This window comes from Amphritea sp. GJ51-11 (assembly GCF_055808735.1).
In genome coordinates this window covers 65,561-90,352 of sequence record NZ_CM147881.1, presented here as the reverse complement: position 1 = coordinate 90,352, position 24,792 = coordinate 65,561, and the positions used below count along the sequence as shown (strand labels likewise).

At 48.7% G+C, this 24,792-nt stretch carries 24 protein-coding genes; 14 read left to right on the top strand and 10 right to left on the bottom strand.

Annotated features, from left to right (window positions below; genetic code table 11):
• Nucleotides 1-117: 117 nt before the first annotated feature.
• Together ilvN and AC0L4K_RS00410 are read right to left on the bottom strand one after the other, a co-directional pair.
• Entirely contained in the window at nucleotides 118-609 is a 492-nt protein-coding gene (gene ilvN, locus AC0L4K_RS00415) for an acetolactate synthase small subunit (RefSeq protein WP_417227352.1), read from the bottom strand.
• 2 nt (nucleotides 610-611) lie between these two features.
• Nucleotides 612-2,333 carry an acetolactate synthase 3 large subunit gene (locus AC0L4K_RS00410; protein ID WP_417227354.1) on the bottom strand — a complete coding sequence of 574 codons (1,722 nt, stop codon included), beginning with the start codon at nucleotides 2,331-2,333 and terminating at the stop codon, nucleotides 612-614.
• A 433-nt stretch (nucleotides 2,334-2,766) separates the two neighbouring features.
• Between AC0L4K_RS00410 and AC0L4K_RS00405 the strand changes: the two genes are divergently transcribed.
• A complete protein-coding gene (locus AC0L4K_RS00405; protein WP_417227356.1) occupies nucleotides 2,767-3,033 on the top strand; it encodes a hypothetical protein in 267 nt (88 codons plus the stop codon).
• A gap of 192 nt (nucleotides 3,034-3,225) precedes the next feature.
• On the opposite strand, the gene AC0L4K_RS00400 is transcribed toward AC0L4K_RS00405, so the two are convergent.
• Both AC0L4K_RS00400 and tyrS read right to left on the bottom strand, forming a co-directional pair.
• Nucleotides 3,226-4,752, bottom strand: a complete 1,527-nt coding sequence (locus AC0L4K_RS00400; RefSeq protein ID WP_473267842.1) for a peptidoglycan-binding domain-containing protein — start codon at nucleotides 4,750-4,752, stop codon at nucleotides 3,226-3,228.
• A gap of 150 nt (nucleotides 4,753-4,902) precedes the next feature.
• A complete protein-coding gene (gene tyrS / locus AC0L4K_RS00395) occupies nucleotides 4,903-6,201 on the bottom strand; it encodes a tyrosine--tRNA ligase (protein ID WP_473267841.1) in 1,299 nt (432 codons plus the stop codon).
• Nucleotides 6,202-6,507: 306 nt separating this feature from the next.
• Here tyrS and AC0L4K_RS00390 point away from each other — a divergent pair, with 306 nt between their 5' ends.
• Complete coding sequence (locus AC0L4K_RS00390; protein ID WP_473267840.1) at nucleotides 6,508-7,908, top strand: OapA family protein; 1,401 nt, start codon at nucleotides 6,508-6,510, stop codon at nucleotides 7,906-7,908.
• A 24-nt stretch (nucleotides 7,909-7,932) separates the two neighbouring features.
• The gene (locus tag AC0L4K_RS00385; protein ID WP_473267838.1) at nucleotides 7,933-9,042 is read left to right on the top strand and encodes an anhydro-N-acetylmuramic acid kinase; all 1,110 of its coding nucleotides are present in this window, start codon (nucleotides 7,933-7,935) and stop codon (nucleotides 9,040-9,042) included.
• Nucleotides 9,043-9,049: 7 nt separating this feature from the next.
• Here the strand turns inward: AC0L4K_RS00385 and AC0L4K_RS00380 are convergent, their stop codons facing one another.
• From AC0L4K_RS00380 to AC0L4K_RS00370, 3 genes are all read right to left on the bottom strand, one after another.
• Entirely contained in the window at nucleotides 9,050-9,478 is a 429-nt protein-coding gene (locus tag AC0L4K_RS00380) for an Rrf2 family transcriptional regulator (protein ID WP_417227365.1), read from the bottom strand.
• Between the two features lie 241 nt (nucleotides 9,479-9,719).
• On the bottom strand, nucleotides 9,720-10,925 hold the full coding sequence (hmpA, locus tag AC0L4K_RS00375) for an NO-inducible flavohemoprotein (RefSeq protein ID WP_473267837.1): 1,206 nt from the start codon (nucleotides 10,923-10,925) through the stop codon (nucleotides 9,720-9,722).
• 87 nt (nucleotides 10,926-11,012) lie between these two features.
• Nucleotides 11,013-11,396, bottom strand: a complete 384-nt coding sequence (locus tag AC0L4K_RS00370; RefSeq protein ID WP_417227371.1) for a hemerythrin domain-containing protein — start codon at nucleotides 11,394-11,396, stop codon at nucleotides 11,013-11,015.
• A 129-nt stretch (nucleotides 11,397-11,525) separates the two neighbouring features.
• Between AC0L4K_RS00370 and AC0L4K_RS00365 the strand changes: the two genes are divergently transcribed.
• A complete protein-coding gene (locus tag AC0L4K_RS00365; RefSeq protein WP_417227373.1) occupies nucleotides 11,526-11,726 on the top strand; it encodes a hypothetical protein in 201 nt (66 codons plus the stop codon).
• A 193-nt stretch (nucleotides 11,727-11,919) separates the two neighbouring features.
• On the opposite strand, the gene erpA is transcribed toward AC0L4K_RS00365, so the two are convergent.
• Nucleotides 11,920-12,270 (bottom strand): iron-sulfur cluster insertion protein ErpA, encoded by a 351-nt coding sequence (erpA, locus tag AC0L4K_RS00360; protein WP_126159688.1) that lies wholly within the window; start codon nucleotides 12,268-12,270, stop codon nucleotides 11,920-11,922.
• Nucleotides 12,271-12,354: 84 nt separating this feature from the next.
• Nucleotides 12,355-13,386: an N-acetyl-gamma-glutamyl-phosphate reductase gene (gene argC, locus AC0L4K_RS00355; RefSeq protein WP_473267836.1), complete on the bottom strand. Its 1,032-nt coding sequence runs from the start codon at nucleotides 13,384-13,386 to the stop codon at nucleotides 12,355-12,357.
• Between the two features lie 182 nt (nucleotides 13,387-13,568).
• Here argC and AC0L4K_RS00350 point away from each other — a divergent pair, with 182 nt between their 5' ends.
• The 10 genes from AC0L4K_RS00350 to AC0L4K_RS00305 all read left to right on the top strand — a co-directional run bounded on the left by AC0L4K_RS00350 (nucleotide 13,569) and on the right by AC0L4K_RS00305 (nucleotide 23,986).
• Nucleotides 13,569-15,314, top strand: coding sequence for a chloride channel protein (locus tag AC0L4K_RS00350; RefSeq protein WP_417227378.1), 1,746 nt, complete (start codon nucleotides 13,569-13,571; stop codon nucleotides 15,312-15,314).
• A 28-nt stretch (nucleotides 15,315-15,342) separates the two neighbouring features.
• Nucleotides 15,343-15,993 carry a thiamine phosphate synthase gene (thiE, locus tag AC0L4K_RS00345; RefSeq protein WP_417227380.1) on the top strand — a complete coding sequence of 217 codons (651 nt, stop codon included), beginning with the start codon at nucleotides 15,343-15,345 and terminating at the stop codon, nucleotides 15,991-15,993.
• A gap of 11 nt (nucleotides 15,994-16,004) precedes the next feature.
• Nucleotides 16,005-17,294 (top strand): glutamate-1-semialdehyde 2,1-aminomutase, encoded by a 1,290-nt coding sequence (gene hemL, locus AC0L4K_RS00340; RefSeq protein WP_417227382.1) that lies wholly within the window; start codon nucleotides 16,005-16,007, stop codon nucleotides 17,292-17,294.
• Nucleotides 17,295-17,297: 3 nt separating this feature from the next.
• Nucleotides 17,298-17,930, top strand: coding sequence for a hypothetical protein (locus tag AC0L4K_RS00335; RefSeq protein WP_473267835.1), 633 nt, complete (start codon nucleotides 17,298-17,300; stop codon nucleotides 17,928-17,930).
• 336 nt (nucleotides 17,931-18,266) lie between these two features.
• Complete coding sequence (locus AC0L4K_RS00330; RefSeq protein ID WP_417227386.1) at nucleotides 18,267-19,244, top strand: response regulator; 978 nt, start codon at nucleotides 18,267-18,269, stop codon at nucleotides 19,242-19,244.
• Nucleotides 19,241-20,209 carry a GGDEF domain-containing protein gene (locus AC0L4K_RS00325; protein ID WP_473267834.1) on the top strand — a complete coding sequence of 323 codons (969 nt, stop codon included), beginning with the start codon at nucleotides 19,241-19,243 and terminating at the stop codon, nucleotides 20,207-20,209. The genes AC0L4K_RS00330 and AC0L4K_RS00325 overlap by 4 nt, the downstream gene beginning before the upstream one ends.
• Before the next feature lie 372 nt (nucleotides 20,210-20,581).
• Complete coding sequence (locus tag AC0L4K_RS00320) at nucleotides 20,582-21,478, top strand: delta-class carbonic anhydrase (RefSeq protein WP_417227390.1); 897 nt, start codon at nucleotides 20,582-20,584, stop codon at nucleotides 21,476-21,478.
• 263 nt (nucleotides 21,479-21,741) lie between these two features.
• Entirely contained in the window at nucleotides 21,742-22,332 is a 591-nt protein-coding gene (locus AC0L4K_RS00315; RefSeq protein WP_417227392.1) for a hypothetical protein, read from the top strand.
• On the top strand, nucleotides 22,329-23,513 hold the full coding sequence (locus AC0L4K_RS00310) for a hypothetical protein (RefSeq protein WP_473267833.1): 1,185 nt from the start codon (nucleotides 22,329-22,331) through the stop codon (nucleotides 23,511-23,513). Before AC0L4K_RS00315 ends, AC0L4K_RS00310 begins: the two co-directional genes overlap by 4 nt.
• 263 nt (nucleotides 23,514-23,776) lie before the next feature.
• Nucleotides 23,777-23,986, top strand: coding sequence for a cold-shock protein (locus AC0L4K_RS00305; protein ID WP_417227396.1), 210 nt, complete (start codon nucleotides 23,777-23,779; stop codon nucleotides 23,984-23,986).
• Nucleotides 23,987-24,063: 77 nt separating this feature from the next.
• Here the strand turns inward: AC0L4K_RS00305 and AC0L4K_RS00300 are convergent, their stop codons facing one another.
• A complete protein-coding gene (locus tag AC0L4K_RS00300) occupies nucleotides 24,064-24,747 on the bottom strand; it encodes a Crp/Fnr family transcriptional regulator (protein WP_473267832.1) in 684 nt (227 codons plus the stop codon).
• Between the last annotated feature and the right edge of the window lie 45 nt (nucleotides 24,748-24,792).

Genomic DNA, 24,792 nt, shown 5'->3' with positions numbered 1-24,792 from the left:
TTGGGATAGTTAAGTATAGTCGAGATGATTAATTTTCCAGCGAATGCCCTTTTAATTTCCGGCCGATTAAACGCAAAAAGCCGCTCAATGAGCGGCTTTATCAACAACAGGCAGTGATTACAGGCTTAAAACTTTCTCACCACGGGACAGACCTGAAACACCCGTACGAACCACTTCCATAATATGGCTGGTTCCCAGTGTTTCGATAAAGGCATCCAGCTTATCACTGGCACCGGTCAACTGAACCGTATAGGTTGTCGGCGTCACATCGATGATCTGACCACGGAAGATATCCGCAGTACGCTTAATCTCTGCGCGCATCTGGCCACTGGCCTTCAGTTTAATCATCATCAGCTCACGCTCAACATGATCACCTTCGGTCAGATCAACCACTTTAACCACATCGATCAGCTTGTTCAGCTGTTTAGTGATCTGTTCGATAACCCGGTCACTACCGATGGTCGTTACCGTTAGGCGAGACAGTGTAGAGTCTTCCGTTGGCGCAACCGTAAGTGATTCAATGTTAAAGTTCCGCTGGGAGAACAGACCCACAACCCGAGACAGCGCGCCCGGTTCGTTTTCCATCAACACAGAAATAATATGTCTCATGATCAGGTTCTCTCCGTCTTACTCAGCCACATATCACGCATAGAACCACGCGGTACCTGCATTGGGTATACATGCTCAAACGGATCTACTGTGATATCCATAAATACCATCCGATCCTTCATGGCGAACGCTTTCGTCATCGCCGCTTCCAGATCTTCATATTTATCAACTTTCATACCCACATGACCATAGGCTTCCGCCAGTTTAATAAAGTCAGGCAATGATTCCATATAGGAATGTGAGTGACGTGATTCATAGTTCATATCCTGCCACTGACGTACCATCCCCAGCGACTGGTTATTCAGACAGATAACCTTCAATGGGATGTTGTATTGGCTGATGGTCGACAGTTCTTGAATATTCATCTGAATACTGCCTTCACCGGTGACACAAACAACCTCTTCATCGGGGAAGTTCATCTTCACGCCCATCGCAGCTGGCAAGCCAAAGCCCATGGTGCCCAAACCACCGGAGTTGATCCAACGATTCGGTTTATTGAACTTATAATACTGCGCCGCAAACATCTGGTGCTGACCCACGTCAGAACAAACATAAGCATCACCACCGGTGACTTTACACAGCATTTCGATAACCTGCTGAGGCTTCATCTTTGCAGAATCATCGGTGCGGTAATGACCACCGTGACGGGTACGCCACTCATCGATCTGTTTCCACCAGGCATCGATTGCTTCTTTCTCTGGTTGCTTCTTGCTCTCTTTAACCAGCGTGACCATCTCATTCAACACATGCTTCGCTGGACCAACAATGGGCACATCAGCTTTAATGGTTTTTGAGATAGAGGCAGGGTCGATATCCACATGGATGATCTTAGCCGTCGGGCAGAACTTATCGACGCCATTGGTGACTCGGTCATCGAAACGCGCACCCACCGCGAGAATCAAATCCGCATGGTGCATTGCCATGTTCGCTTCATAGCTACCGTGCATCCCCAACATACCGATGAACTGACGGTCGGTACCAGGGTATCCGCCCAAGCCCATCAAAGTATTGGTCACCGGCGCATTCAGCAACTGCGCTAATTCGGTTAATTCGCCGCTCGCACCGCCCAAAATAACACCGCCACCAGCATAGATAACCAGACGTTTAGCACCTAGCACCATATCGATCGCTTTCTTGATCTGACCACTATGGCCGCGGCTAACCGGGTTATAAGAACGCAGTTTAATGTTTTTCGGATACTCGTAATTAAAACGATCCGTTGGGTTGGTCATATCTTTTGGAATATCAACAACAACCGGGCCCGGACGACCACTTTCAGCGATATGGAACGCCTTCTTAATTATAGAAGGAATATCCTCAGGATTCTGAACACTAAAGCTATGCTTAACAACAGGGCGGGAGACACCGATCATATCGGTCTCTTGGAAGGCATCTTCACCGATCAAGAAACTCATGACCTGGCCGGTAATCACCACCATCGGAATTGAATCCATATACGCGGTAGCAATACCCGTAATCGCATTGGTTGCACCTGGGCCTGAAGTCACCAGCGCCACACCCGCTTTACCGGTAGCTCGTGCATAGGCATCAGCCATATGAGTGGCCGCCTGTTCATGGCGTACCAGAACGTGCTGCACATCGTCCTGCTGAAACAGTGCATCATAGATATGCAGCAGTGCCCCACCGGGATAACCGTAGATGTGTTTCACACCCTCATCTTTAAGGGCGCGAATTACCATTTCGCCGCCTGAAAGTTGTTCCACAATAGTATCCTCAAATTACACGCGCAGAGGCATGTATAAAAAATTCTGATACTGGAGGATGTTATGACGCGCCTACTGGTGTGAAATAACATCAACCAGCAGGCTTTTGCGAAGATGACCGGTACGGTCAGGGAAAGGCAAAAGCAACTCTTCATCCGGCGATTACGTGTGGGTACACACTATAAACCCGGGAAGATAAGCTGGGTGTGCTTATCAAGTTTCTGCTTCGGGGTAACCTACTTAGTGCAGAAACAACAAAATTGTGGCGTCATTCTGACAGCAGATCAGGAAATGATCAAGAGAACATCGAGGATAAATCAAATATTCTTCTGTTGTGTAACTCAGGGCTGCCGGCCCGGCAACGAGAATGCTATAGTGAAAGAAAGCTAGAATAAGCTAAACGTAGATATTTTTTCGAGTCGGAGATCGTTGCATGAACACTGCGGAAATTAAAAACAAGGAACGCGCCCTTAATGAGTTTGTGTTGGTATTGCGCAAGATAATGGTAGAACCAGAGATTTGTAAGACCGCACTGGATATTACCCGTAAACATATCGACGAGAAGCATGCGAATGTAAAAATTGCCGATGAGTTATCCGCCACCACCAACATTAAAATCCCACTGGAACATAGCGAAGCAGATACGCTGTTCCTCGATATGCTGAAAGATTTAATACGCGACGAAAAAGCCCTGTATTAAACGACGCTCAGACCAGCTGACGACGGGGCCTATATGGCCCCGTTTTCAGGTCTGGACAATTGCTATCGTCTTCTCAATGAGGACAGCCCCGGTTCTGTGTCATCGAGAACAACCGCTGCAACCAATCGAACAAACCCTAGAAACAAAAACGCCCTGACAAGTCAGGGCGTTTTAAGTACAGCAGCTATTTGTTTACAAACGAACGCCTAATGCTTTAACCGTTTCCATATTGATATATTCATCAACTGGCAAGTCATTGGCACGCTGGAATTCATTAACCGCAGACATTGTCTGACGTCCAATCACACCATCGATACGACCCGGATCAAAACCACCAGCCAACAGCGCTTTCTGTATATGGCCAATATTGGTAGTCGTCATATTGGTATCACAAAGGATTGAGCGCCATTCCATATAGCCATCTTTATCCAACTTACTTAAAGTAACCGTTTCATACTTCGCTGGAATCTCGTAACGCTTGTTCTGCGCTGCGACAGCCAACTTAGTCACTTCAACATTTTCGTACTTCGCTGGAATATCCATGCGTTTGAAACCGGCAGGCTGAACAACAACCGTACGCTCAACTGTTTCATACTTAGCCGGCGTTTCGGTCAAACATATTTTATTACCAGTTCGAGTGCTACTTGGATGTGTTAGATCATGCACTTCATGCCAATCAAATTCATAATCATGAACTTTTTTGGTTAATGCTACATCTGAATACACTGCAGGCACCGACGTACGTTCTTCACGGGCCTCAGATACGAGTTCTTGTACTTTCACTGTTTTATATTCGGCTGGAATATCGATCGTCCGAGTACTAGCCGGCGTCACTACCACTTCACGGGAAACCGTTTTATAGGTGGCGGGCACATCAACTAAACACATAATCTCGCCGGTCGCTTGATCGATCTTCTGAATCGGCCCGGTACCTTTTTTCCAGACAGTATGGGCAGGCACATCAATCACTTGCTCCGTCACTGTTTGGTATTTCGCCGGCACCTCTTCAATACGACTGCTGGCTTCTTTCACCATGACCCGTTTCTCAACCCAACGATATTGCGCCGGTACCACACTCACTTTATCGTAAGCTTCTCGGGTCAAAACAGACTCATTGACCTGTTTAAACTCGGCTGGCACATAATGTTCATGAAAACACATGCCGGGTTTAGCTGCATCGAGATCAATACCGTGGGAGCTCGCTGCTGCCAACAAGTTTTGACTGGCCGGCGCACTTTTTAAGGTTTTATCAATGCGCCAAACTTGCTCGGCTTCACGAATCAGTTTTTGCTCTTTAACCACATCATACTTGGCGGGCACCGGTGTCATTTTAAAGCTGGCAGGCTGAACCATCATTCGCTCTGTCACTTTTTCATACTTCGCCGGCATGATTTCAAATCGCTCACCAGCTTCTTTTACCAATACGGTCTCAGTGTAGCTTTTATACTCTGGCTCAACCCAGACCCGGGCGTAACACTCACCGGCCTTTGCCGACGGAGGTAACAGGGGTTCTGTGGCAGGTGTTGCTGCTTTATCTGCCAACATGGCTTCACGCCGTGCTAAATCTTTTTCTTTATCAACCAAAACCTGATTACGCTGCTCCAGTTCAGCTGGATCCAGGACGACATTGGACTGTGGTGCGTTACTACTACAAGCGGCAAGGAAAATTGCGGCGCTCAAGGTGGTGATACGAAAAACATGTTGTGATGTATTCTGCATACATCCCCCTGATGAAAAAATTAATATTTATATGTACCGTTAATATAGATCATAAGTGCAGAATATCTATGCGCTATTCGGATAACCTTTATGCAGATATAAAAAAACGCGCTGATTCTTTCGAATAGCGCGTTTTTCACATAAATACCTTTAGATAGAGAAAAGATGGTGCTTTTTCTTACCCAATTTAACCAGGAAGAAACGACTATAGGTGCCATTTTCCGCCGTAAAAATCTCTGCAGCTTTCATATTGTCATCCATGCCTTTTTCGACACCGTTAACGATCACCGCATTACGTTGCAACGCATCTTTAATCTGCTTGCCAGAAGCCGCCAAACCCGCATCACTCAACAATGTCGTTAATGGCGTTTCCACCAGATCACTTGCAGCCAAACGAGATGATGGCAGGCCATCCAATTGCAGTTGTTCAAAGTCAGCTTCGCTAAGGTCCGCCAGATTGCCACTGAACAGCGCTTCAGTGATGCGCATCGCAGCCGTCAAACCCTCTTCACCGTGAACCAAGCGGGTGACTTCCCGCGCCAGAACTGATTGAGCCTCTGGACGCCCGTCACGGGCCGCATCGGCTTGCTCCAATGCATCGATCTCATCAACGGCAAGAAAGGTAAAGTATTTCAAGAACGCGTAAACATCAGCATCGGCGGTTTGCAGCCAGAACTGATAAAATGCATAAGGCGACGTTTTCGCGGGTGACAACCAAATCGTACCGGATTCAGTTTTACCAAATTTAGTGCCATCGGACTTGGTAATCAGCGGCAGGGTTAAACCAAACGCCCGGTTACCGTTCATACGACGAGTCAGCTCAGTACCACCGGTGATATTACCCCACTGGTCAGACCCCCCAATCTGTAACGTACAGTTGCGGCTAGCATTCAACTGCTGATAATCAAATGACTGCAGGATCATATAGGTGAACTCAGTAAACGAGATCCCTTCACCTTCACGATCGATCCGCTGCTTAACCGACTCTTTCGCGATCATCTGGTTAACCGAGAAGTGTTTGCCGACATCCCGCAGGAACGTCAGGATATCCATCCCACGCGTCCAATCAAGATTGTTAACGACTTCCGCGCTATTCGCACCGCAATCAAAATCGATAAACTGACTCACTTGGCCTTTGAGCTTTTCCACCCAACCGGCAACCGTATCATCATCATTCAACTTACGCTCTTGGGCTTTAAAGCTAGGGTCGCCAATCAACCCTGTTGCCCCGCCCACCAGCGCCAGCGGTTTATGACCCGCTTGCTGAAAACGCTTTAGCGCCAACAGTGGCACCAAAGAACCAATATGAAGGCTGTCCGCAGTGGGGTCGAAGCCACAATAAAGGGTGACAGAACCTTCCGCCAGGTGTTGTTCCAGTTCGTCTTCACTGGTCATCTGCGCGATCAAACCGCGCGCATTAAGATCCTGTAACAGTGTCGTATCTGTCATTGCCTTCTATTAACCCTTCGCATAATAAGTAGTCATCATTGATGGGGCGTATTCTACCCTTCCACATTAAATCCGACAAACCTATGATGTCGAAAGCCCCTTACTGATTAAGATCGTTTATCATTCACAGTACTCTCACACCACAGAATAGCTTTTAAGCTGGCATGATTCGGCGACAATACTGTCCCTAAATAGCAGAAGACTTATTAGATATAGCGTCTTTTTCGCCGATAGAGGGTGAATGTTTCGATTATGTAACTGCTTCCGGTATACTTCCCAAAACTTTAAATACTGAGGTAGAGCACCGTGTTTGTCATCCAACGGTTAAAACAGCACCTTCCGATTACCCACCTGATGGCGGTTATTATCTGTACTGTCATTGTCGGCCTAACCGCAATGCTGCTGCCTTCACAAAACGCCCCAGCATCGGTATTTAATGAAACAACGACAACCACCATCACGCTGCCGTTACAGAACACCCAACAACCAACCGTACAGACAAGTTCACAAACAACGGTCAATCCTCAGCTAGTCGAGCCTCAAATAGCGACACAATCCTCGACCGAAAGCGCTGCAAAAAGTCCCTCAGTGACAGCGCAAGCACCCGAGCAGTGGCAGGATTTCACCATCCGTAATGGAGATACCCTAACCTCTGTTTTCAAGCGTGCAGGACTCAGCAGTCGAGATGCTTTTTTAGTTGGTGATGCGCTGAAAGACACTGATGCTCTAAAGCGAATATACCCAGGCCAAACACTGAGCTTTGTCATCAACGATCATCAATTGCATAAGCTCAAACATATCCGCAATAAACTAGAAAGTTCACTGATTCTATCGACTGATCAAGGGTACGTGGTTAAAGAGATCACCAAACAACCCGATATACGCCCTCGTTTTGTTAAAGCCAGTATCGAAAACTCCCTATTTTTGGATGCCTCCCAAGCGGGTTTATCCGACCGCATGATTATGGAGCTGGCCGCCATTTTCGGTTGGGATATCGATTTCGTGCTGGATCTACGTCAAGGCGACCATTTTAGTTTGGTTTATGAAGAGAAGTTTCTCGAAGGCAAAAAAATCGGTGAAGGCAGCATTCTATCTGCCCAGTTCGTCAACCGAGGAGAAACGTACACTGCGGTTCGCTATACCGACAGCCAAGGCAACAGCAGCTACTACACACCGCAAGGTGATAGCATGCGCAAAGCTTTTTTACGCAGCCCAGTGGATTTTGCTCGCATCAGTTCAAGTTTCAAAACACGGCGTAAACACCCTGTCTTAGGGCTGACCCGAGCACATAAAGGTACCGACTATGCTGCTCGTACCGGCACCCCTATCAAAGCGGCGGGGGATGGCAAAATTATTTGGCGGGGCAAGAAAGGCGGTTATGGCAACTGTGTTATCGTGCAACACGGCGGTAATATCACCACCCTCTATGGCCATATGAGTAATTATCGTAAAGGGCAGAAAAACGGTAGCCGAGTGCAGCAAGGGGATGTTATTGGCTATGTTGGCCAAACAGGGCTCGCCTCAGGCCCTCATTTACACTATGAGTTCCGAGTTAACGGTGTCCACAAAAACCCGCAGACCGTAAAGCTGCCCCATGCAGCACCAATAGCTAAAGCCGAACGAGCAGCATTTTTCGCGGCCGCCGAACAAACACTGGCACAGCTGGAAGCCTATAAAGCGACTCAGTTAGCCTCTGCCGCTGAATAACATTAACTGATCGCAGGAACATCCATGAGTGCTCCGATCTTTATAGGCCTAATGTCCGGCACCAGCCTCGACAGTATTGATGCCGTCGCCGTTAAGTTTGAACCAACATTTGCATTGATCGCCACCCATAGTGAAGCCATTCCGGCTGAGATTCACGCCGCGACCCTTGCCCTGTTTAATCCGGGAACGAATGAGGTTGAACGTCTGGGGCGACTCGATCTAGCACTCGCAGAACTCTTTGCCCGCGCAGTGGAAAACCTGATCAGCCAGCATTCGCTACCGCGGACTGATATTGCCGCCATTGGCAGTCATGGCCAGACCATTCGCCATCGTCCTGAAGCGCACTTTACACTACAGATCGGCGACCCCAATCTGATTGCCGAACGTACCGGTATTACCACCGTTGCCGATTTTCGCCGCCGAGATATGGCGGCCGGCGGTCAAGGCGCCCCCTTGGTACCCGCCTTCCACAATGCGCTTTTTCACCACACCGAACAAAATAGAATTCTGGTTAATATTGGTGGTATGGCTAATTTGACCATCCTCGAGGCCGCTGAGGATAAAGCCGTGCTCGGCTATGATACGGGACCAGGCAATGTTTTGATGGATAGCTGGATAAAACTACACCGCCAGGAAAACTATGATAGAGATGGCCAGTGGGCCGCAGCGGGTCGGATCATACCTCAACTACTGCAAACCCTCTTAGCGCTCCCCTACTTTAGTGAAGCACCACCTAAAAGTACCGGGCGGGAACAGTTCAACCTCGCGTGGATACAACAGCTACTCAGTGCACAACCAGAACAACACCGCCCGGTCGACGTTCAGGCAACGCTACTGGAATTAACTGCCCGCTCAATTGCCGATGCCATCAACAGTCACCAGCTAGAGGACCTAAAGGTATTTCTCTGTGGCGGAGGGAGCTATAACCAGCAACTCAAACATCGGTTAGCGACATTACTTGAGCCCCATCACTTGAGCACCACCGCCGATCTCGACCTCGATCCAGACTGGGTTGAAGCCGCAGCCTTTGCTTGGCTGGCTTACCGCACCCTTAACCATCAAAGTGGTAATGAACCCGGCGTCACCGGTGCTGCAGGTTACCGCCCATTGGGCGCTATTTACTGGGGGGAATAACGTAGATTTAGACAGCGGTCATTAACGGAATTAACTGGCGTTTATTGACTATTAAATCCGCTAAGGTATATTTTCGCATCGTATCGAGATATGCCTGCATCCCTTCCATCAGGGCATTTTTCAACTCGCAACAGGGCACTAGCTGACAGGCGGTAGTGGCACAATCAACACCATCAAGATGGTTTTCTAGCTGCTCAATCACATCCCCGATATTGATCAATTCAGGCTTCACAGCCAACCGAATACCACCATTTTTGCCACGAATCGTTTGCACATAGCCCGATTTAGCTAATTGGCCAATCACTTTAACCATATGGCTCTGAGACACACGGTAGACTCCCGAAACCTCAGCCACACTACTCAACTGATCATCTTTTAAGCAGGCAAGATACATCAGTGTGCGTAAGCCAAAATCAGTGAAAGCCGTAAGTCTCATGGACACTCCAAGACGGATGAAAAGGTTAATAAACCGGGGCTCGATAACTATACCCCGTTTAATTGCGACACAATAGCCGCCGTCCCTATAAACCCAGTAACAACAGATTACACCCCGTTGCCAACGGCCACTGCCTGCGGATAACGACTCACCCACAGGCTTAACTGATTGGGGCTGGCACAAAAGTACAGCGACATAACACCGGCCACCGTGGCCCTCTTATCAATCAGCTTTATCAACGTCAGTCCAAACTTTCACTCGGGCCAAAGACCTCATAATTTAACTGTGCGTCATCAACCCCTAACCCTTTCAACTGACGGTAGATCGCGCGCATAAACGCCAATGGGCCGCAGAAATAGAACTCCGCATCAGGAGGACAGTAATGCGCCAGCCATTCACTGGTGATATAGCCTTGATGATCATAATCACAGCCCTGTTTGGCAGCCGACGGATCGTCATAGAAAGTGACCGCTGTCAGTTTGGGATAATCACGTTTCAGGCAACCGATATGCTGCGCAAATGCATGGGACTGACGATTGTGGGCTCCCTGTAACCAAACGATGTCTCGGCTGTCATTTTTCAATAACAGATCGTTCAACATACTCAGCATAGGCGTAACGCCCACCCCACCGCTAATCAACACCACTGGGCGGTCAGTGTGTTTTAAAAAGAAATCACCACCGGGCATATGTACCGCCAACTGACCGCCTAGCTTCAGGTTTTCATGTAGATGATTTGATACCCGGCCTGCTGGCACATCCGCCCGTGCTGCGGGTTCACGCTTCACCGAAATCCGATAACCCTCGGCGCGGGGGCAATCAGAAAGGCTGTACTGGCGAATCTCTTCATATTGCCAATCTGGACTCGCTATTTTGACACTCACGAACTGTCCAGGACGATACTCAGGCAAGGGTTTACCATCGAGAGGGCGCAGATAAAAAGATCGAATCTCATCACTCTCATCGACAATACGGTCAACCTTAAACGCTTTAAAACCGTTCCAGCCCTCAGCCTTTGCCTCAGCATACAACTGTTCTTCGCGACCAATCAGAATATCCGCGAGCTTCTGATAGGCTTCAGCCCAAGCGGTCAACACCATATCAGTCGCCACTTCAGCGCCTAGTACCTCACGAATCGCTCGCAGTAGATTACGGCCAACAATGTCATATTGTGCTGGGGTGATATCAAGACTGAAATGCTTCGCGGCAATTTTCTCAACTGTGCCGCCGAGCGCACTCAAGTTATCAATATGGGCGGCATATCCCAGAATAGCCGCTGCGAGTGTAGACTGCTGCCGCCCACTCGCCTGACTCGCCATATTAAAAACATGTTGTAGCTCAGGATGTTCTGCAAAGAGTAGGCAATAAAAGTGCTGTGTGATCGCCTCTCCAGAGGCCTGAATAGCAGGTACGGTGGCTTTTACGACCGATATTGTCTCAGTTTTCATATTCACCCTTCGTTATTACATAGAACGATTAAATGGTTAGTTTTTAGTTTTAGTTTTAGTTTTAGTTTTTAAACATGTGAAACCGCATCAGTGAGTGTGGTTATGTTGCAATCGATCGTAGTGACTCACTTCTAAACAGGGGAAAAATTCCCGCTCTTCAAAACGGATATGAGCTTTTAACAGCAGAGCAAACGCCTGAAGGTTTTCGGCATCGGGTGCTGCCATCAACGCTCTAAGCTGCCGATGCTCCTCACGGAAACGCAGTAATAACGGGTCTTGTATACCATCAACCAACTGTTCTTCTTCATGAAAATGCGCGGCAAGCTCTGCCTGAAATTGATCACCCACCTGCTGCCAATAGTCCACAACAGCTTCGGCGCCATCGGTTGCGCGTGCCAATATCCGCTTCACATGCACCAGCGCCGTATGGTGTTCCCGACTCAAGGGTTTAAGAATCTCCGACCTATTCACCTAACTGCTCCTTGCTAGCCGCAACTCACTACTCGGTTGCGGCTAGCATAATATTTAAATATTCATTTGATATGAATATTATTTACTAATAACATGCATGTCAAATGAATATTAAAAGTGAGCGTCATCATGGTTATTTGGTCAACTAGCGAAATCTACGTCTTTGTTGCCGTTATGGTAATGATCGTGCTTAAGCTCTGGAGCGTCTGGCATATTTCGCTTAAAGCGGGCGCCAATCGGGAGGGGCGAGCTATTTTTCTCGGCTTACTCACAGGCCTAACCCTGTTTGGCTTAACGGCTAAGGTCTATATCTCCCATGTATTGAGTTAATCACTTGAGAAGAGAGCGACGCCAGGCGTTATAAAGAGTCATGGGGAAAGTTCATACTTCACCCGCTACCCAAGCAGCAACGGGTAAATTCTGACGGGTCAGAAAAACAAAAACCCCGTAAAGCACTATTTACCAAAGTAAATAAACTTTACGGGGCTATCTAACGCTTACTTGTTAGAGCGTTAGGTTATGGTCAGATCGAGAAAGAGGAGCCGCAACCACAGGTGGTTGTCGCATTGGGGTTATTGATCACAAACTGAGAGCCCTGCAGGCCCTCTTTATAGTCCACCACCGAACCCACCAGATACTGGTAGCTCATCGGGTCAATCAGCATCGTGACACCATCATTTTCAATCGCGGTGTCATCATCAGCAACCGCCTCATCAAAAGTGAAGCCATAAGAGAAGCCCGCGCAACCACCACCGGTAATAAATACCCGTAGTTTAAGGTTATCGTTCTGCTCTTCTTCGATCAGACTTCTTACCTTCGCCGCTGCGGAATCGGAAAAAACCATGTCCGGCTGCTGGTCAGTCATCTCTGTCATATCTGCTCACTCACTCGTGTTTACCTATTCAGGCATCTATTATCTATTTAACCGAGTAATTTAGTCAAGTATAGAAAATCCCGGTTACGGCATCATACCGGTATGACGCAACCCTTCGGCTTCATCGAAACCAAACATAATATTCATATTTTGGATCGCCTGACCCGCCGCCCCTTTGACCAAATTATCGATCACCGACAGCACCACTACGGTGTCATCATTCTGAGGGCGGAAGACACTGATACGACAAACATTCGCGCCTTTAACACTGCGGGTTTCTGGATGACTGCCAGCAGGCATCACATCAACAAACGGCTCATTGGCATAACGTTCTTCAAACAGCGCTTGTAAGCCATCCACTGGATCTTTCAAAATCCCATAAAGTGTGGCATGAATACCCCGAATCATCGGCGTCAGATGCGGCACAAAGGTCAACCCAACCGGACGGCCAGCAGCTTCACTCAGACCCTGCTTAACTTCAGGTAGATGACGATGACCCGCTACGCCATAGGCTTTCATGCTTTCGCTGCTTTCACACAACAGCGAGCCGACATTAGCCCCACGGCCTGCTCCACTGACGCCAGATTTAACATCGGCAATCAGACGACGATGGTCGATCAAACCATTTTCAACCAATGGTAAAAAACCCAGCTGGGTGGCGGTAGGATAACAACCCGGACAGGCGATCATCCGAGCCTCTTTAATCGCCGCCCGATTGACCTCCGGGAGGCCATACACAGCTTGCGCCGCCAGCTCTGGGCTGGTGTGCTCCATGCCATACCATTTAGACCAGAGTTCGAGATCTTTAATCCGGAAATCAGCCCCTAGATCAATCACTCGCACGCCCCGTTCAACTAATTCGGGCGCCATTTTCATCGCCACACCATGTGGCGTAGCAAAGAACACCGCATCACACTGGGCCAGTCTGTCTACATCGGGCACCGTAAACTGCAGATCGTAGTGACCACGCAGGTTGGGGTACATATCGTCGATTCGCATACCTTCCTCAGATCGGGAAGTAATGACCTCAACCGATACTTCAGGATGATTTGCCAACAGTCTTAGCAGCTCTACGCCGGTATAACCGGTGCCGCCTACGATACCTACTTTGATCACTTTGACCTCTCAATTGGTTCTACGGTTTTCTATTCAGTCTGCGTATGATACAAACCCTTGAGGGGCATTACTATTGCATGCGACTAAAATAGCCACTGAAAGCACTGTCTGTCGCCATAAGGTCGTCGCATACGCACCATAACCCCCGCAATCCATGTGCAATAAAGGCTGATGCGCTCCAGATGTTCAAAGACTCACTCTCATTCACACACTTTCGTAATCGACTGGCCCATGTCGAAGCTCTGCCACAGCTAGTACTCCTCGGCATTATTTCTGGGTTAGCATCTGGGTTAGTCATTCTGGCCTTTCGTCTACTGATCGACTTGCCGCTTGAAGCTTCGCTGCCGGACGGCCACAGTGAAAACTTCGAAGCACTACCGCTATGGACGCGGGTGCTGCTGCCCATCATCGGCACAGTCATTCTCGCATTGATGTTTTGGCGGCTATTACCCGCCACCCGTAAGGTCGGTGTGCTTCATGTCATGGAGCGACTCAGCTATCACCAAGGTAATCTGCCGGCAAAAAATATGTTAGTGCAGTTTTTTGGCGGGGCGATCGCTTTATTAACCGGTCATTCCGTCGGTCGTGAAGGACCCGCCGTTCATCTGGGGGCGGCTTGCGGCAGTCTCGTCGGACAGGTATTGCGGCTGCCCAATAACTCGCTACGCATCTTAGTCGGCTGTGGTGTGGCCGCCGCTATTTCCGCCGCCTTCAATACCCCACTCGCGGGCGTCATCTTCTCGATGGAAGTGATTTTGATGGAATATACGGTGATCGGCTTTACCCCGGTGCTTGTGGCATCGGTCACCGCCGCCTTACTACTACGCTTTGTCTACGGCGATGAATCAGCCTTCACCATTCCGGCCTTACAAATTCAATCCATCGCCGAGCTACCACTGGTTATTTTGCTTGGGGTGTTATGCGCCCTCGTCGCCGCGGCATTTATCAGCATTATGCTGAAGACACAAAAGTCGGTTACCTGGCCTCTTGGTGTGAAGCTATTAATAGCCGGACTGCTAACCGGCATGGTCGCCACCGTTTATCCACAGGTGATGGGGCTTGGTTATGACACCCTGTCAGAGGTACTGCAGGGGAATATGGGACTGGCCCTACTCGCAGGCCTGCTGATCGCTAAAGGATTACTCACCCCGGTGGTGCTCGGCTTAGGAGTGCCCGGCGGCTTAATCGGCCCAACCCTGTATATCGGCGCTGTCACCGGGGCCACCTTTGCCTTACTGGTGGCCTATATCACCGGCACCAATCACTCCGGTGTAGGCTTCTACGCCATGCTGGGCATGGGTGCGATGATGGGGGCTGTACTGAATGCACCACTGGCGGCATTGATTGCTCTATTAGAACTGACCGCGAACCCCAATATTATCTTTCCCGGCATGATCGCAATTGTGGTGGCCAGCACCACGGTGCGCTTTTTCTTTAAACAGCCCTCTATTTTTCTTAACCTGCTCAACGCCCAAGGACTGGATTATCGCCCAGAGCCACTGACCCAAGCACTGTCCCGTCAGGGCGTCACCAGCGTGATGAATAGCAACTTTATCCGTTGCGACTTTATTGTTAACTGTGAATCCGCCTTGCAGGTGTTAGCGCGTCAACCTGAATGGTTAGTTCTCGAAGATAGCAAAGGGTTACCTTGCTATATTTTACTTCCCATCAGCCTGAAACAGTTTATCGATCAAGAAAGCGAACAGAAGGTTTTTGATCCCACGTTAGAACTTAAACTGACCGAAGTGCCCGGTGTGCGTAAAGATATTGCCGTAATCGGTATCAATGCGACTCTCAAAGAGGCCCTCGACCGGATGAATCAGCAACGGGTCGATGCTCTATGGATACAAAACTACAGTAAAGAGATTACCGGTATTCTCACTCGAGAGCAGGTCGAGTATTTTTATACCCAAAAAATCGATCAATAAACAATAACAAAGCCCCTAAGTGAATCCGATGACAGAGTTTCCGTTACACGGTCTATACGCCATTACCGATAGTACCTTGATGCCCAACACCGATAGTCTGCTATTACAGGTGGAACAAGCCTTGCGCGGCGGGGCCCAAATCATTCAATACCGAGACAAATCAACCGACCAACCGCTGCGTTTACAACAGGCCTTGGCACTGGTTGACCTTTGCCATCAATATCGCCGCCCTATTCTCATTAATGATGACGTTGTGCTCGCGAAAGCCAGCGGGGCCAGCGGTGTGCACCTCGGCCAAAGTGATGGCAATATCCGTCAAGCACGCGCGGCGCTTGGGCCTTCAGCCATCATCGGCAATACCTGTCATAATTCACTGGCGCTAGCACACACCGCCTGCCAACAAACGGCAGATTATGTTGCCTTTGGCGCGGTATTTCCCTCAAGCACCAAGCCCAATGCCACCCATGCTCCCCTTAGCCTGATCGGGGAAGCCAAAGCAACACTACCCGTTCCGGTGGTAGCGATTGGCGGCATTAATATGGATAATGCAGATCAGGTAATTTCCGCCGGGGCCGATATGATCGCCGTCATCCATAATCTGTTTGCCAACGATGATATTTGCGCCCAGGCCGGACAGTTTAACGCCCTGTTCAACTGCTCCGCTCACGACACGAATTAAGAGAGTCCAACATGTCCCGTTCAGAGTCTTTATTTCAAGCCGCTCAGGCCCATATCCCAGGCGGTGTCAATTCACCGGTACGCGCGTTTAAAGGTGTGGGTGGCACGCCAATCTTTTTTAAACGGGGTGAAGCGGCGTATATGTTCGACGAAGATGATAAGCGCTACATTGACTATGTTGGCTCATGGGGCCCGATGATTCTCGGTCACTCACACCCTACTGTGATGAATGCTGTACGCAAAGTCATGGACTCCGGTCTCGGTTTTGGCGCGCCCACCGCCATTGAGATCGAGATGGCCGATAAAGTCTGTGAGATCATGCCCGGCATGGACTTAGTGCGAATGGTCAGCTCTGGTACTGAAGCGACCATGAGTGCGATTCGTCTAGCCCGTGGTTATACTGGCCGAGACAAAATTGTTAAGTTTGAAGGCTGCTACCACGGCCACTCCGATTCACTCTTAGTAAAAGCGGGTTCCGGCATGCTGACCTTAGGTGAGCCAAGCTCTCCAGGCGTACCCGCCAGCCTAGCAGAGCACACCATTACCCTAACCTACAACGATATCGACAATGTCCGCCAAGCATTTGCGGAAGCGGGTAATGAGATCGCCTGTATTATCGTTGAACCCGTTGCCGGCAATATGAACTGCATACCACCGCTACCGGGCTTCTTACAAGGACTTCGCGAAGTCTGTGATGAGTATGGCGCCGTCTTAATTATTGATGAGGTGATGACCGGTTTCCGAGTCTCACTGACCGGTGCTCAAGGTTATTATGGCGTTACCCCAGACCTAACCACTATGGGTAAAGTGATTGGCGGCGGTCTGCCGGTCGGTGCCTTCGGTGGTAAACGTGAAATCATGGAATACATCTCGCCACTCGGACCGGTTTATCAAGCAGGTACACTGTCGGGTAACCCACTGGCCATGGCTGCAGGGTTGGCAATGCTGAATGCACTTCAGGAAGAGGGTTTTCATGAAAAGCTCAGCGCTAAAACTGAACTCCTGACGCAAGGGTTTGAGGCAATGGCATTGCGCCACGGCGTACCATTTACCACCACTCAGGTGGGCGGTATGTTTGGTCTGTTCTTTACCGATCAAGAGCAGGTCACCTGCTTCGCTGAGGTGATGAAATGCGATGCCGAAAAATTTGGCCGCTTCTTCCACGGTATGCTAGATGAAGGTATCTACTTAGCACCATCGGCATTTGAAGCAGGCTTTATGTCTCAGGCTCATACCGAAGAGGACATTAACGCCACCATCGAAGCGGCAGGCCGAGTGTTTGCTAAATTGGCAGCGGAATAAACCATGCTGAGCAGTCTGGCATACGGAGCACTGTTAGTCAGTGCTCTGTTCGCAGCGTTGCAATTACAACGCCACGCACAGTCCCTAAGCGATGCGCCTAAAGCGACCCTACAGGCCGCGGCATTAAGTGCGGTATTTCTTGGCATCTGGTCGCTATCGGAGTTGATCAGTCAGTCCGATAGTTTTGCCGGAACCGATATCGCCACGCTACAGCGACTATTAAGCAACCTAGCCTACTTTGTCGCTCTGCCGTTTATTGCTAGCGCCCTCTGGGTGAGTGCTTACAACCGCCACTGGCAGCGCCCCGCATGGGGACGTTGGCTCATCGGGCTGTTTGCCCTGTTTGAGCTATTGCGACGAATGGAGCACGGTGAACTGTACATGCAGGTAGTTGCCATAGCAGTCTCTGCCGGCATGTTAGTGGCCGCACTGGCCCCCCTCTCAAAAAGCCTACGGGGTGCCAATCTGTTGGCCACAATCAACATGGCGGCAGCACTTTTACTGGCAGGCCCGGGGATGCTGCTTCCAAACCCTTCTTTCGATAGCAACGTGATCTACCCGCTACTACTAGCAGGCGCGCTACCACTTACCGCTATCGCAATTAAGCAAACGGTTCTGTTTCATCACAAAGCCTAACCACTAGGTTTACTGACTTGTTTAAATAACTCGCAGTAAACAAGGTGTCTGATTTTGTCCGCACGAGGCGCTATGAACATAAACGCGTCTCGTGTTGGTCTCTTCTGCTAGCTTTATCGGCGAACACTACAATCCTGTTCTATATTGAATAATAAGTGTGCGAAAAGCCTATCTGACATACGGATTCAATAGCCAGCATGCTAGAGTCTAGAAAAAACAGGTCCGCTAGCAACAACAACCTTGCGTCGCCGTTCTTGAGTGAGATTGTTTTCTACCTGAGTATCTATTAATCTCGTAGCCTCTCTCGTCGATGCTCACAACCGAAAGGAAAACTAATTGAATTCAGCCGTTCCCGTCGTGGTTTGTGATGACTCCCGCCTTGCTCGCAAGCAAATAGCCTCTACGCTTCGTCACTGGAATGTGGACATTACTTTTGCAGAGCATGGCCAAGAGGCCTTAGATGCCATCCGTGCAGGCCGGGGCGATATCCTTTTTCTCGACCTTAATATGCCGGTTATGGATGGCTATCAAGTACTCGAATCGATTCGCAGCGAAGACCTCCCTACTATGGTGATCGTCGTTTCGGGTGATATTCAGCCGGAAGCCCACAGGCGGGTGATGGCACAAGGGGCTTTAGCCTTTATTAAAAAACCTTGCTCATCCGACCTAATTGCAGAAGTACTGAATCAATACGGATTACTCACCGAGCTCGAAATACCAGAAAGTCAGCCGGATAGTGGGGAAATTCTGGAGTTACCCGACTATTACCAAGAGATTTCCAATATCGCCATGGGACAGGCGGGTGATCAACTCGCCCGATTGCTCGATACATTTATCGACCTGCCCATCCCCAAAGTGAGCCTTGTGTCACCTGCGGAAATCGAAATGATTTTGCTCAGCGCAGCCAGCAGTGATTTCGATCTGGTTAGCCAAGGATTTGTCGGGCCCAACCTCGCCGGCGAAGCATTATTACTGATCAAACAGGGCAATTTAGACACCATTGCACAGCTAATGAATATGCAAGGCAAGGCTGATCACCTTGAGGCTGAGCTGCAAATGACCCTGTCAAATGCTCTTATCGGTGCCTTTATTTCGGGTTTCTCCAAACAGCTAGATATCACATTAAGCAGAGCAACGCCGATCATACTACGCAATTTCTCTGCATTACCCGAACAAAATACTCAGTGGCAAAAGACCTTAATGATCGCAATTGATTACCAATTAGAATTACATAATTTTCATTGTGAATTGCTGGTTATATTTACTGAAGACTCATTGCCGAAACTAAAAGAAATGGCGAAATATTTCTCATGAATGAAACAGCTCATCAGGATATCGATGATATTCATTGGATTATGGGGCTATTACAAAACTTTGAAGTTGGCCTCATTGTTGTCGATAAGAATAACCATATCTGCCTATGGAATGACTTTATGGAAAACCATTCAGGCATATCGGCAAGCCAAGCGGCAAGCAAAAATCTTTTTACCCTGTTTCCCGAACTACCTAAGCCTTGGTTAAGCAAAAAGATAGAGGGGGTTTTACTGTTAAGCAACACCGCCTATATTTCATGGGAACAAAAACCCTTTCTGTTCCAGTTTAAGAGTCACCGTCCAATCACCGGCATCGCGCCGTTTATGTACCAAAACATCACCCTAACTCCATTAAGCTCACCCACAGGCCAGATCGACCATATCGGTATTCTGATCTACGACGTCACGGATAATGCCGTCGCGCAACAGGAGCTACAGGCCGCCAATACGCGCTTAAAGTCATTAAGCCGGGTCGATGGACTAACAGGGCTATATAACCGCGCCTATTGGCAGGAATGTCTTGAGAAAGAGTTTGCCCGCTTTGGTCGCTTACAAGAACCCTCGTCACTCATTTTACTGGATATCGATCACTTTAAAAAAGTTAACGATACCTATGGCCATCAGGCCGGCGATATTGTTATTCAGACGATTGCCGACATCATTCAGCAACAGGCCCGTAAAACCGACTTTACTGGTCGTTATGGCGGTGAAGAGTACGGCGTTATTCTCGCGGGCACCAATGGCGCCAATGCGGTGGCGTTTGCGGACAGGTTGCGCGCGGCTGTTGAAGCTAAAGTAATGCCATACGGCGAACATAAACTATCGGTGACTATCAGCCTTGGAATCTCTGAAATCACGCTCGATCAGGGCAGCGAAGTAGAGTGGCTAGAAGAAGCCGATAAAGCGCTATATCAATCGAAGCAAAGTGGACGAAATCGCGTCACGCTTTTCAATGATAGCCAATAACCACCCCCTCGCTGAAAAAACAGATAACCCTAGATAACCCTAGATAACCTCTAGGGTGTTGCAACTCAACACGAGTTAAGAACATCAAACTTAAATCACCGTTATCAAATGATCTACGGTCAACATCAGCCACATCCTTAATAAATAGTATTTTTTACTGATTAAAAACGTCATTTTAATGTGTTAAATCGCCTTATTATTCACTTTTAAAGCGACTTAATATAAAAAACTTCATCTTCATATCGACCAAATAACTAACAAATACAATCAATGAGTATGCTACCCTCTGCCATGTTTCAGCACTCGCTTTAAACAATGGATCAGAGCCTTACACCAAACAACTGGTCAGCTATTAAATTAGGGATTATAAAAATGAAAATAAAATTAGTAACCATCTTAGTCGCCGCCGCTTTACTACCCATGCATGCGGGTGCTAAAGAGAGCAACCATGACACTCATGCTGACTCCCACGCCTCGGCTCATCATGCAGCGGTTTCTGACAGCGTTGTCGCTGAACAGCGGGCTAAGCTTGCAGAAAATACGGCGGGAAAAGGGTTTGGCCCTCAATCACCTCGCGATATTGATGCCGTAGCCGGCAAAAATCCTCGCACCTTTAGCGCGGCCCCTCCCGCAACAGAGATGAACCTGTGTAATATCCATTTTCATAAGAATGCTGAACATAAAGGTGGCGAATTTACCCAGTATGCAGGCAACGGTGACGGCCATGGTTACCAAAGCGGCTATAAATACTCAGGCACCCTCAGTGCCGCCGAACTAAAGCCAGTCGGACATGATATCTGCCCGAGCAAGCACGGAGCATTAAGCGCCGGTGATACCATCGAAGTTCACTATGTGCACTCCACTGCTAAAGTAAATCCAGGCCCAACCTTAGGTTCATGCCTGAATGATGCGATTAAAAACCCTCAGTTGCGGGTAGAAACCCAAGTCTATGTACTGGTCAATGACCAAAGCGCTCTCGATTTCGCCGACCTGGCCCTATACGCAAGAAAACAAAACTTAAACCAAGCCATGAACATCCCAACTAATACCGGCACACCGGTTCAATATGCGGGATCAACAACAGGCCCAGGTTATAATGAAGAAGGTTCACCATTCCAAGTTACTTGGAGCGTTAGACCTAAAGTCGCTAAAGTCAATATTGATACGGTTGGTCAATGGTGCGAAGGCAATGTCTTTAATGAAGACCACGCCCATGGTGTAAGAAATCTAGTCACCAACCCGGCTCTTATTTCCACTATCAGCCAGTAAATTATTAGCGCGCTTCAAACAACGCTAATACCCCCTCGGCCGAAGACAACCTTTCCGCCGAGGGCGTCAAACCAAATAGCAAACTCAATAGCGCTCCGATGATAGTCCTAGTCGCTTTTATTTTATCTCTCCTCCCATTCCCGACAACCCCTCTTCGTCATAAGCACAAAGCAAACGCTGGCCACTCGCGATACCCTAAGCGATTGTGCTGATATACTACCTATAATAGTGATATCGCCAGCAGCATAAACGGGACACCCCGCATGAAGAGCTTTCTACGTGACAACCCCACCATCGCCTTTGGCCTTGGGCTCCCGTTACTGCTTGTAACCCTCTTTCTATTGTTGTCTGGGCTCCCCACACTGCTGGTTGCGCCACCCCAATACGACCTATTGTTTGCCACAGAGTACGACCGCCAGCAGAGCCGCCTCCAGCTTGCCGTGGTTAATCGCTCAGTGCAATTGACAGATCTCGGCAGCCAGCATCACCACCTCACACCTAGACTGTGGCGCTATTTTGCAAAAACCGGTGCGATACAGGAGATTGCCTACCAACTGCCGCCTGCTCCTAGCGATAAGGACAAAACACCTACGACGGCTAACTCAGCAAGCCTAATCGATATCCCCGACCTGCACGGCCTGATTGTCGATTCCACCAACATTGCCCCGGACGGCTATGTTTTCAGCCTCAATCAACAAACATCAGGCAATGTATTCGCCGGCCTATTCTACAGCTCAGGTTATCGCCATAGCGCGACCCTGAACAAAAGCGGACGTACCATAGCGCTGCCCGACATTGCCCAACAATACTACCGAGGCAGTACTCACTTTATCGGCTGGATTGTTTCACCATGATCGCCTTTCTAGTATTTCTCATCATCATTCTGCTGCTCGGCGGTGCGATCTGGTGGCCAATACTGGCCGGCATGCTCGGTATTACCAACATCACCGATAAAGCCAGCGCAGTTCATCAGATAACCCAACTGATCGAACGCTACGACATCAGTCTCAATGAGATCGATACCGCCCTGCAAACACCCGCTAACAGCATCCTCGACAACCGCAGTCGAGGGGATATCCTGCGCACACTACTCGCCTACCTAGGCGGAATTTTTATCCTTGCGGGCATTAGCACCTACATTGGTATGTTCTGGGACAGCATTGGCACAACGATGCGGATTCTAACGACTCTTGGGGTCGGTTATAGCCTATTAATGATGTTGCTCTTGGCACTGCATAAAGCAACGCTTCCCCGGTTTGTTCTACCACTGACGCTTGCTGCGGCGACCATGATGACCGGTGGCTGGTTTGTGCTGATTCATGAACTCTACCCTTTAGGCGATAACGAGCAGGTCGCAGCACTATCCGTGTTCGCCCTGATGGCACTACACCAGTGGGGGGTATTTTTTAAATATCGCCCTACCTCTATGTTATTCACTGGACTCTTTTTCAGCTATGGCTTTTTAAGTCTCAGCCTGGATCTACTCGAGGTGCCTAGCGACTATATTGCCATCGTTTTAGGGACTTCCATTTTCCTCATCGGCAGCGCGTTGGAAAAGACATCCCATCGAGTGCTAGCAGAACCCGCACTACTAATCGGTACATGCTGGCTCAACGGTGGCCTATTTGAGCGCGTCATGATGTTAACCTCCATTAACTGGGCCAGCCTCGTTATTGGCCTATGTATTATATTCACCGCCTACGGTATGCAGCGGTCAGGACGCTATCAGCGCTTAATCGTGCTGGGGTATTTGTTTGGTTCGATAATGGCGTATAGCGGTCTGTTCGATTTATTGCAGAACACCGCTATCGAACTTGTCTATCTAGCCATAGCAGCGATGGGACTTTATGTCTGCGTAGCGCTGCAAAGCCGGATACTGTTATTAACCACGGTGGTTGCAATGCTCGGCTTTATTGTCTATTTCTCAGAACAGCATTTTGCCAATGCCATCGGTTGGCCAGCCACCCTGGTACTGATTGGGATTGCATTCCTCGGCATTGGCGCTATCGCAATCAAGTTAAAACAACGCATTTAGCGAACCCCGCAAAGGTTTAACGTGCGGCACAATAAACAGACACATCTCCGCGCGTTAAAAATAAAAACATATATCTATAGACAACCGCCAGTCGCCTCTATATAGTAATCGGCAGCTAGAAAGAATTCTCATATTTACATCCTACATTTCGTTGTTTTATTCGTAACACCACGTCCTGCAGTTTCTAAGTCTCAGTCTATATTTTGATGCCATAAAGCCTATTAAAGGCACTACTCTTATATAAATCTCAGGATAATACTATTATGTCTAATACAACTACCGGTACAGTTAAATGGTTCAACGAAACTAAAGGTTTCGGTTTTATTGAACAAGAATCTGGTCCAGATGTTTTCGCTCACTTCAGCGCAATCGTTAGCGATGGCTTCAAAACGCTGACTGAAGGTCAGCGTGTTGAATTCGTTGTAACCAACGGCCAGAAAGGCCCACAAGCAGAAAACATCGTTGCTATCTAATCAATAGCAGCTAGTAAAAAAGGGCAAACCTTAACGGGTTTGCCCTTTTTTGTATTCTAACGCTGACCACTGCAAACTCAATGACCAAATTCACGCAACCCCTGCAGGTCATGCACCACCACATCCGCTCCCTTTACATCAATCAAACCTTGCGTCTTCATCTCTTTCATCAAGCGGGAAAACGTTTCCGGCTGCATACCCAGTTGCGATGCGATCAACTGCTTAGCCATCGGCAGCTGTAATGTACACTGCAATTCAGAAGGGTCTGGTGCTAAGCCAAACATGTAATTACCCAACCGGTGACGGGTATTCTGTAAAGTTAGGGTTTCAATCTCGGTGATACGTCGATGCAGCTTCACCGCCATACTGCCCATCACCTTTAACGCACTCTCTGGCGCGGCCAGCAAAATGTCTTTATACAGCTTATTGGGGATCACCATGATCTCACAGACCCCCATCGCGATAGCATTCAGCGGGTAGCGCACCTGATCCATAAACATCAGCGCTTCGGCAAAAGCACCACCGGTTTTAATCACCTCGATCACTTTGGTTTGCCCATCGGGTGATACGCGAAACAGATTGATACTGCCCTTCAAGACAACATAAAAACTAGCTGCCAAATCACCTTGATGAAATAACGTTTCATCATTTTTAAGCTCAACCACACGACACCGTTGGTGAAGCACTTCACGCTCGCCTTCCGGCAATGCGGAAAAAAGAAAATGCTCTCGCAACGTCACCTGTAATTTCGACTCTGACATTATCCTGCCATCCGTTAGATCAATTAGTAGCACATCATAACCCGC

What these genes read in the sequence shown, in the direction of transcription:
- ilvN (WP_417227352.1), bottom strand. Translation starts at nt 609, where the DNA reads ATGAGACATATTATTTCTGTGTTGATGGAAAACGAACCGGGCGCGCTG.
- AC0L4K_RS00405 (WP_417227356.1), top strand. Translation starts at nt 2,767, where the DNA reads ATGAACACTGCGGAAATTAAAAACAAGGAACGCGCCCTTAATGAGTTT.
- AC0L4K_RS00400 (WP_473267842.1), bottom strand. Translation starts at nt 4,752, where the DNA reads ATGCAGAATACATCACAACATGTTTTTCGTATCACCACCTTGAGCGCC.
- tyrS (WP_473267841.1), bottom strand. Translation starts at nt 6,201, where the DNA reads ATGACAGATACGACACTGTTACAGGATCTTAATGCGCGCGGTTTGATC.
- AC0L4K_RS00385 (WP_473267838.1), top strand. Translation starts at nt 7,933, where the DNA reads ATGAGTGCTCCGATCTTTATAGGCCTAATGTCCGGCACCAGCCTCGAC.
- AC0L4K_RS00380 (WP_417227365.1), bottom strand. Translation starts at nt 9,478, where the DNA reads ATGAGACTTACGGCTTTCACTGATTTTGGCTTACGCACACTGATGTAT.
- hmpA (WP_473267837.1), bottom strand. Translation starts at nt 10,925, where the DNA reads ATGAAAACTGAGACAATATCGGTCGTAAAAGCCACCGTACCTGCTATT.
- AC0L4K_RS00365 (WP_417227373.1), top strand. Translation starts at nt 11,526, where the DNA reads ATGGTTATTTGGTCAACTAGCGAAATCTACGTCTTTGTTGCCGTTATG.
- erpA (WP_126159688.1), bottom strand. Translation starts at nt 12,270, where the DNA reads ATGACAGAGATGACTGACCAGCAGCCGGACATGGTTTTTTCCGATTCC.
- AC0L4K_RS00350 (WP_417227378.1), top strand. Translation starts at nt 13,569, where the DNA reads ATGTTCAAAGACTCACTCTCATTCACACACTTTCGTAATCGACTGGCC.
- thiE (WP_417227380.1), top strand. Translation starts at nt 15,343, where the DNA reads ATGACAGAGTTTCCGTTACACGGTCTATACGCCATTACCGATAGTACC.
- hemL (WP_417227382.1), top strand. Translation starts at nt 16,005, where the DNA reads ATGTCCCGTTCAGAGTCTTTATTTCAAGCCGCTCAGGCCCATATCCCA.
- AC0L4K_RS00335 (WP_473267835.1), top strand. Translation starts at nt 17,298, where the DNA reads ATGCTGAGCAGTCTGGCATACGGAGCACTGTTAGTCAGTGCTCTGTTC.
- AC0L4K_RS00325 (WP_473267834.1), top strand. Translation starts at nt 19,241, where the DNA reads ATGAATGAAACAGCTCATCAGGATATCGATGATATTCATTGGATTATG.
- AC0L4K_RS00320 (WP_417227390.1), top strand. Translation starts at nt 20,582, where the DNA reads ATGAAAATAAAATTAGTAACCATCTTAGTCGCCGCCGCTTTACTACCC.
- AC0L4K_RS00315 (WP_417227392.1), top strand. Translation starts at nt 21,742, where the DNA reads ATGAAGAGCTTTCTACGTGACAACCCCACCATCGCCTTTGGCCTTGGG.
- AC0L4K_RS00310 (WP_473267833.1), top strand. Translation starts at nt 22,329, where the DNA reads ATGATCGCCTTTCTAGTATTTCTCATCATCATTCTGCTGCTCGGCGGT.
- AC0L4K_RS00305 (WP_417227396.1), top strand. Translation starts at nt 23,777, where the DNA reads ATGTCTAATACAACTACCGGTACAGTTAAATGGTTCAACGAAACTAAA.
- AC0L4K_RS00300 (WP_473267832.1), bottom strand. Translation starts at nt 24,747, where the DNA reads ATGTCAGAGTCGAAATTACAGGTGACGTTGCGAGAGCATTTTCTTTTT.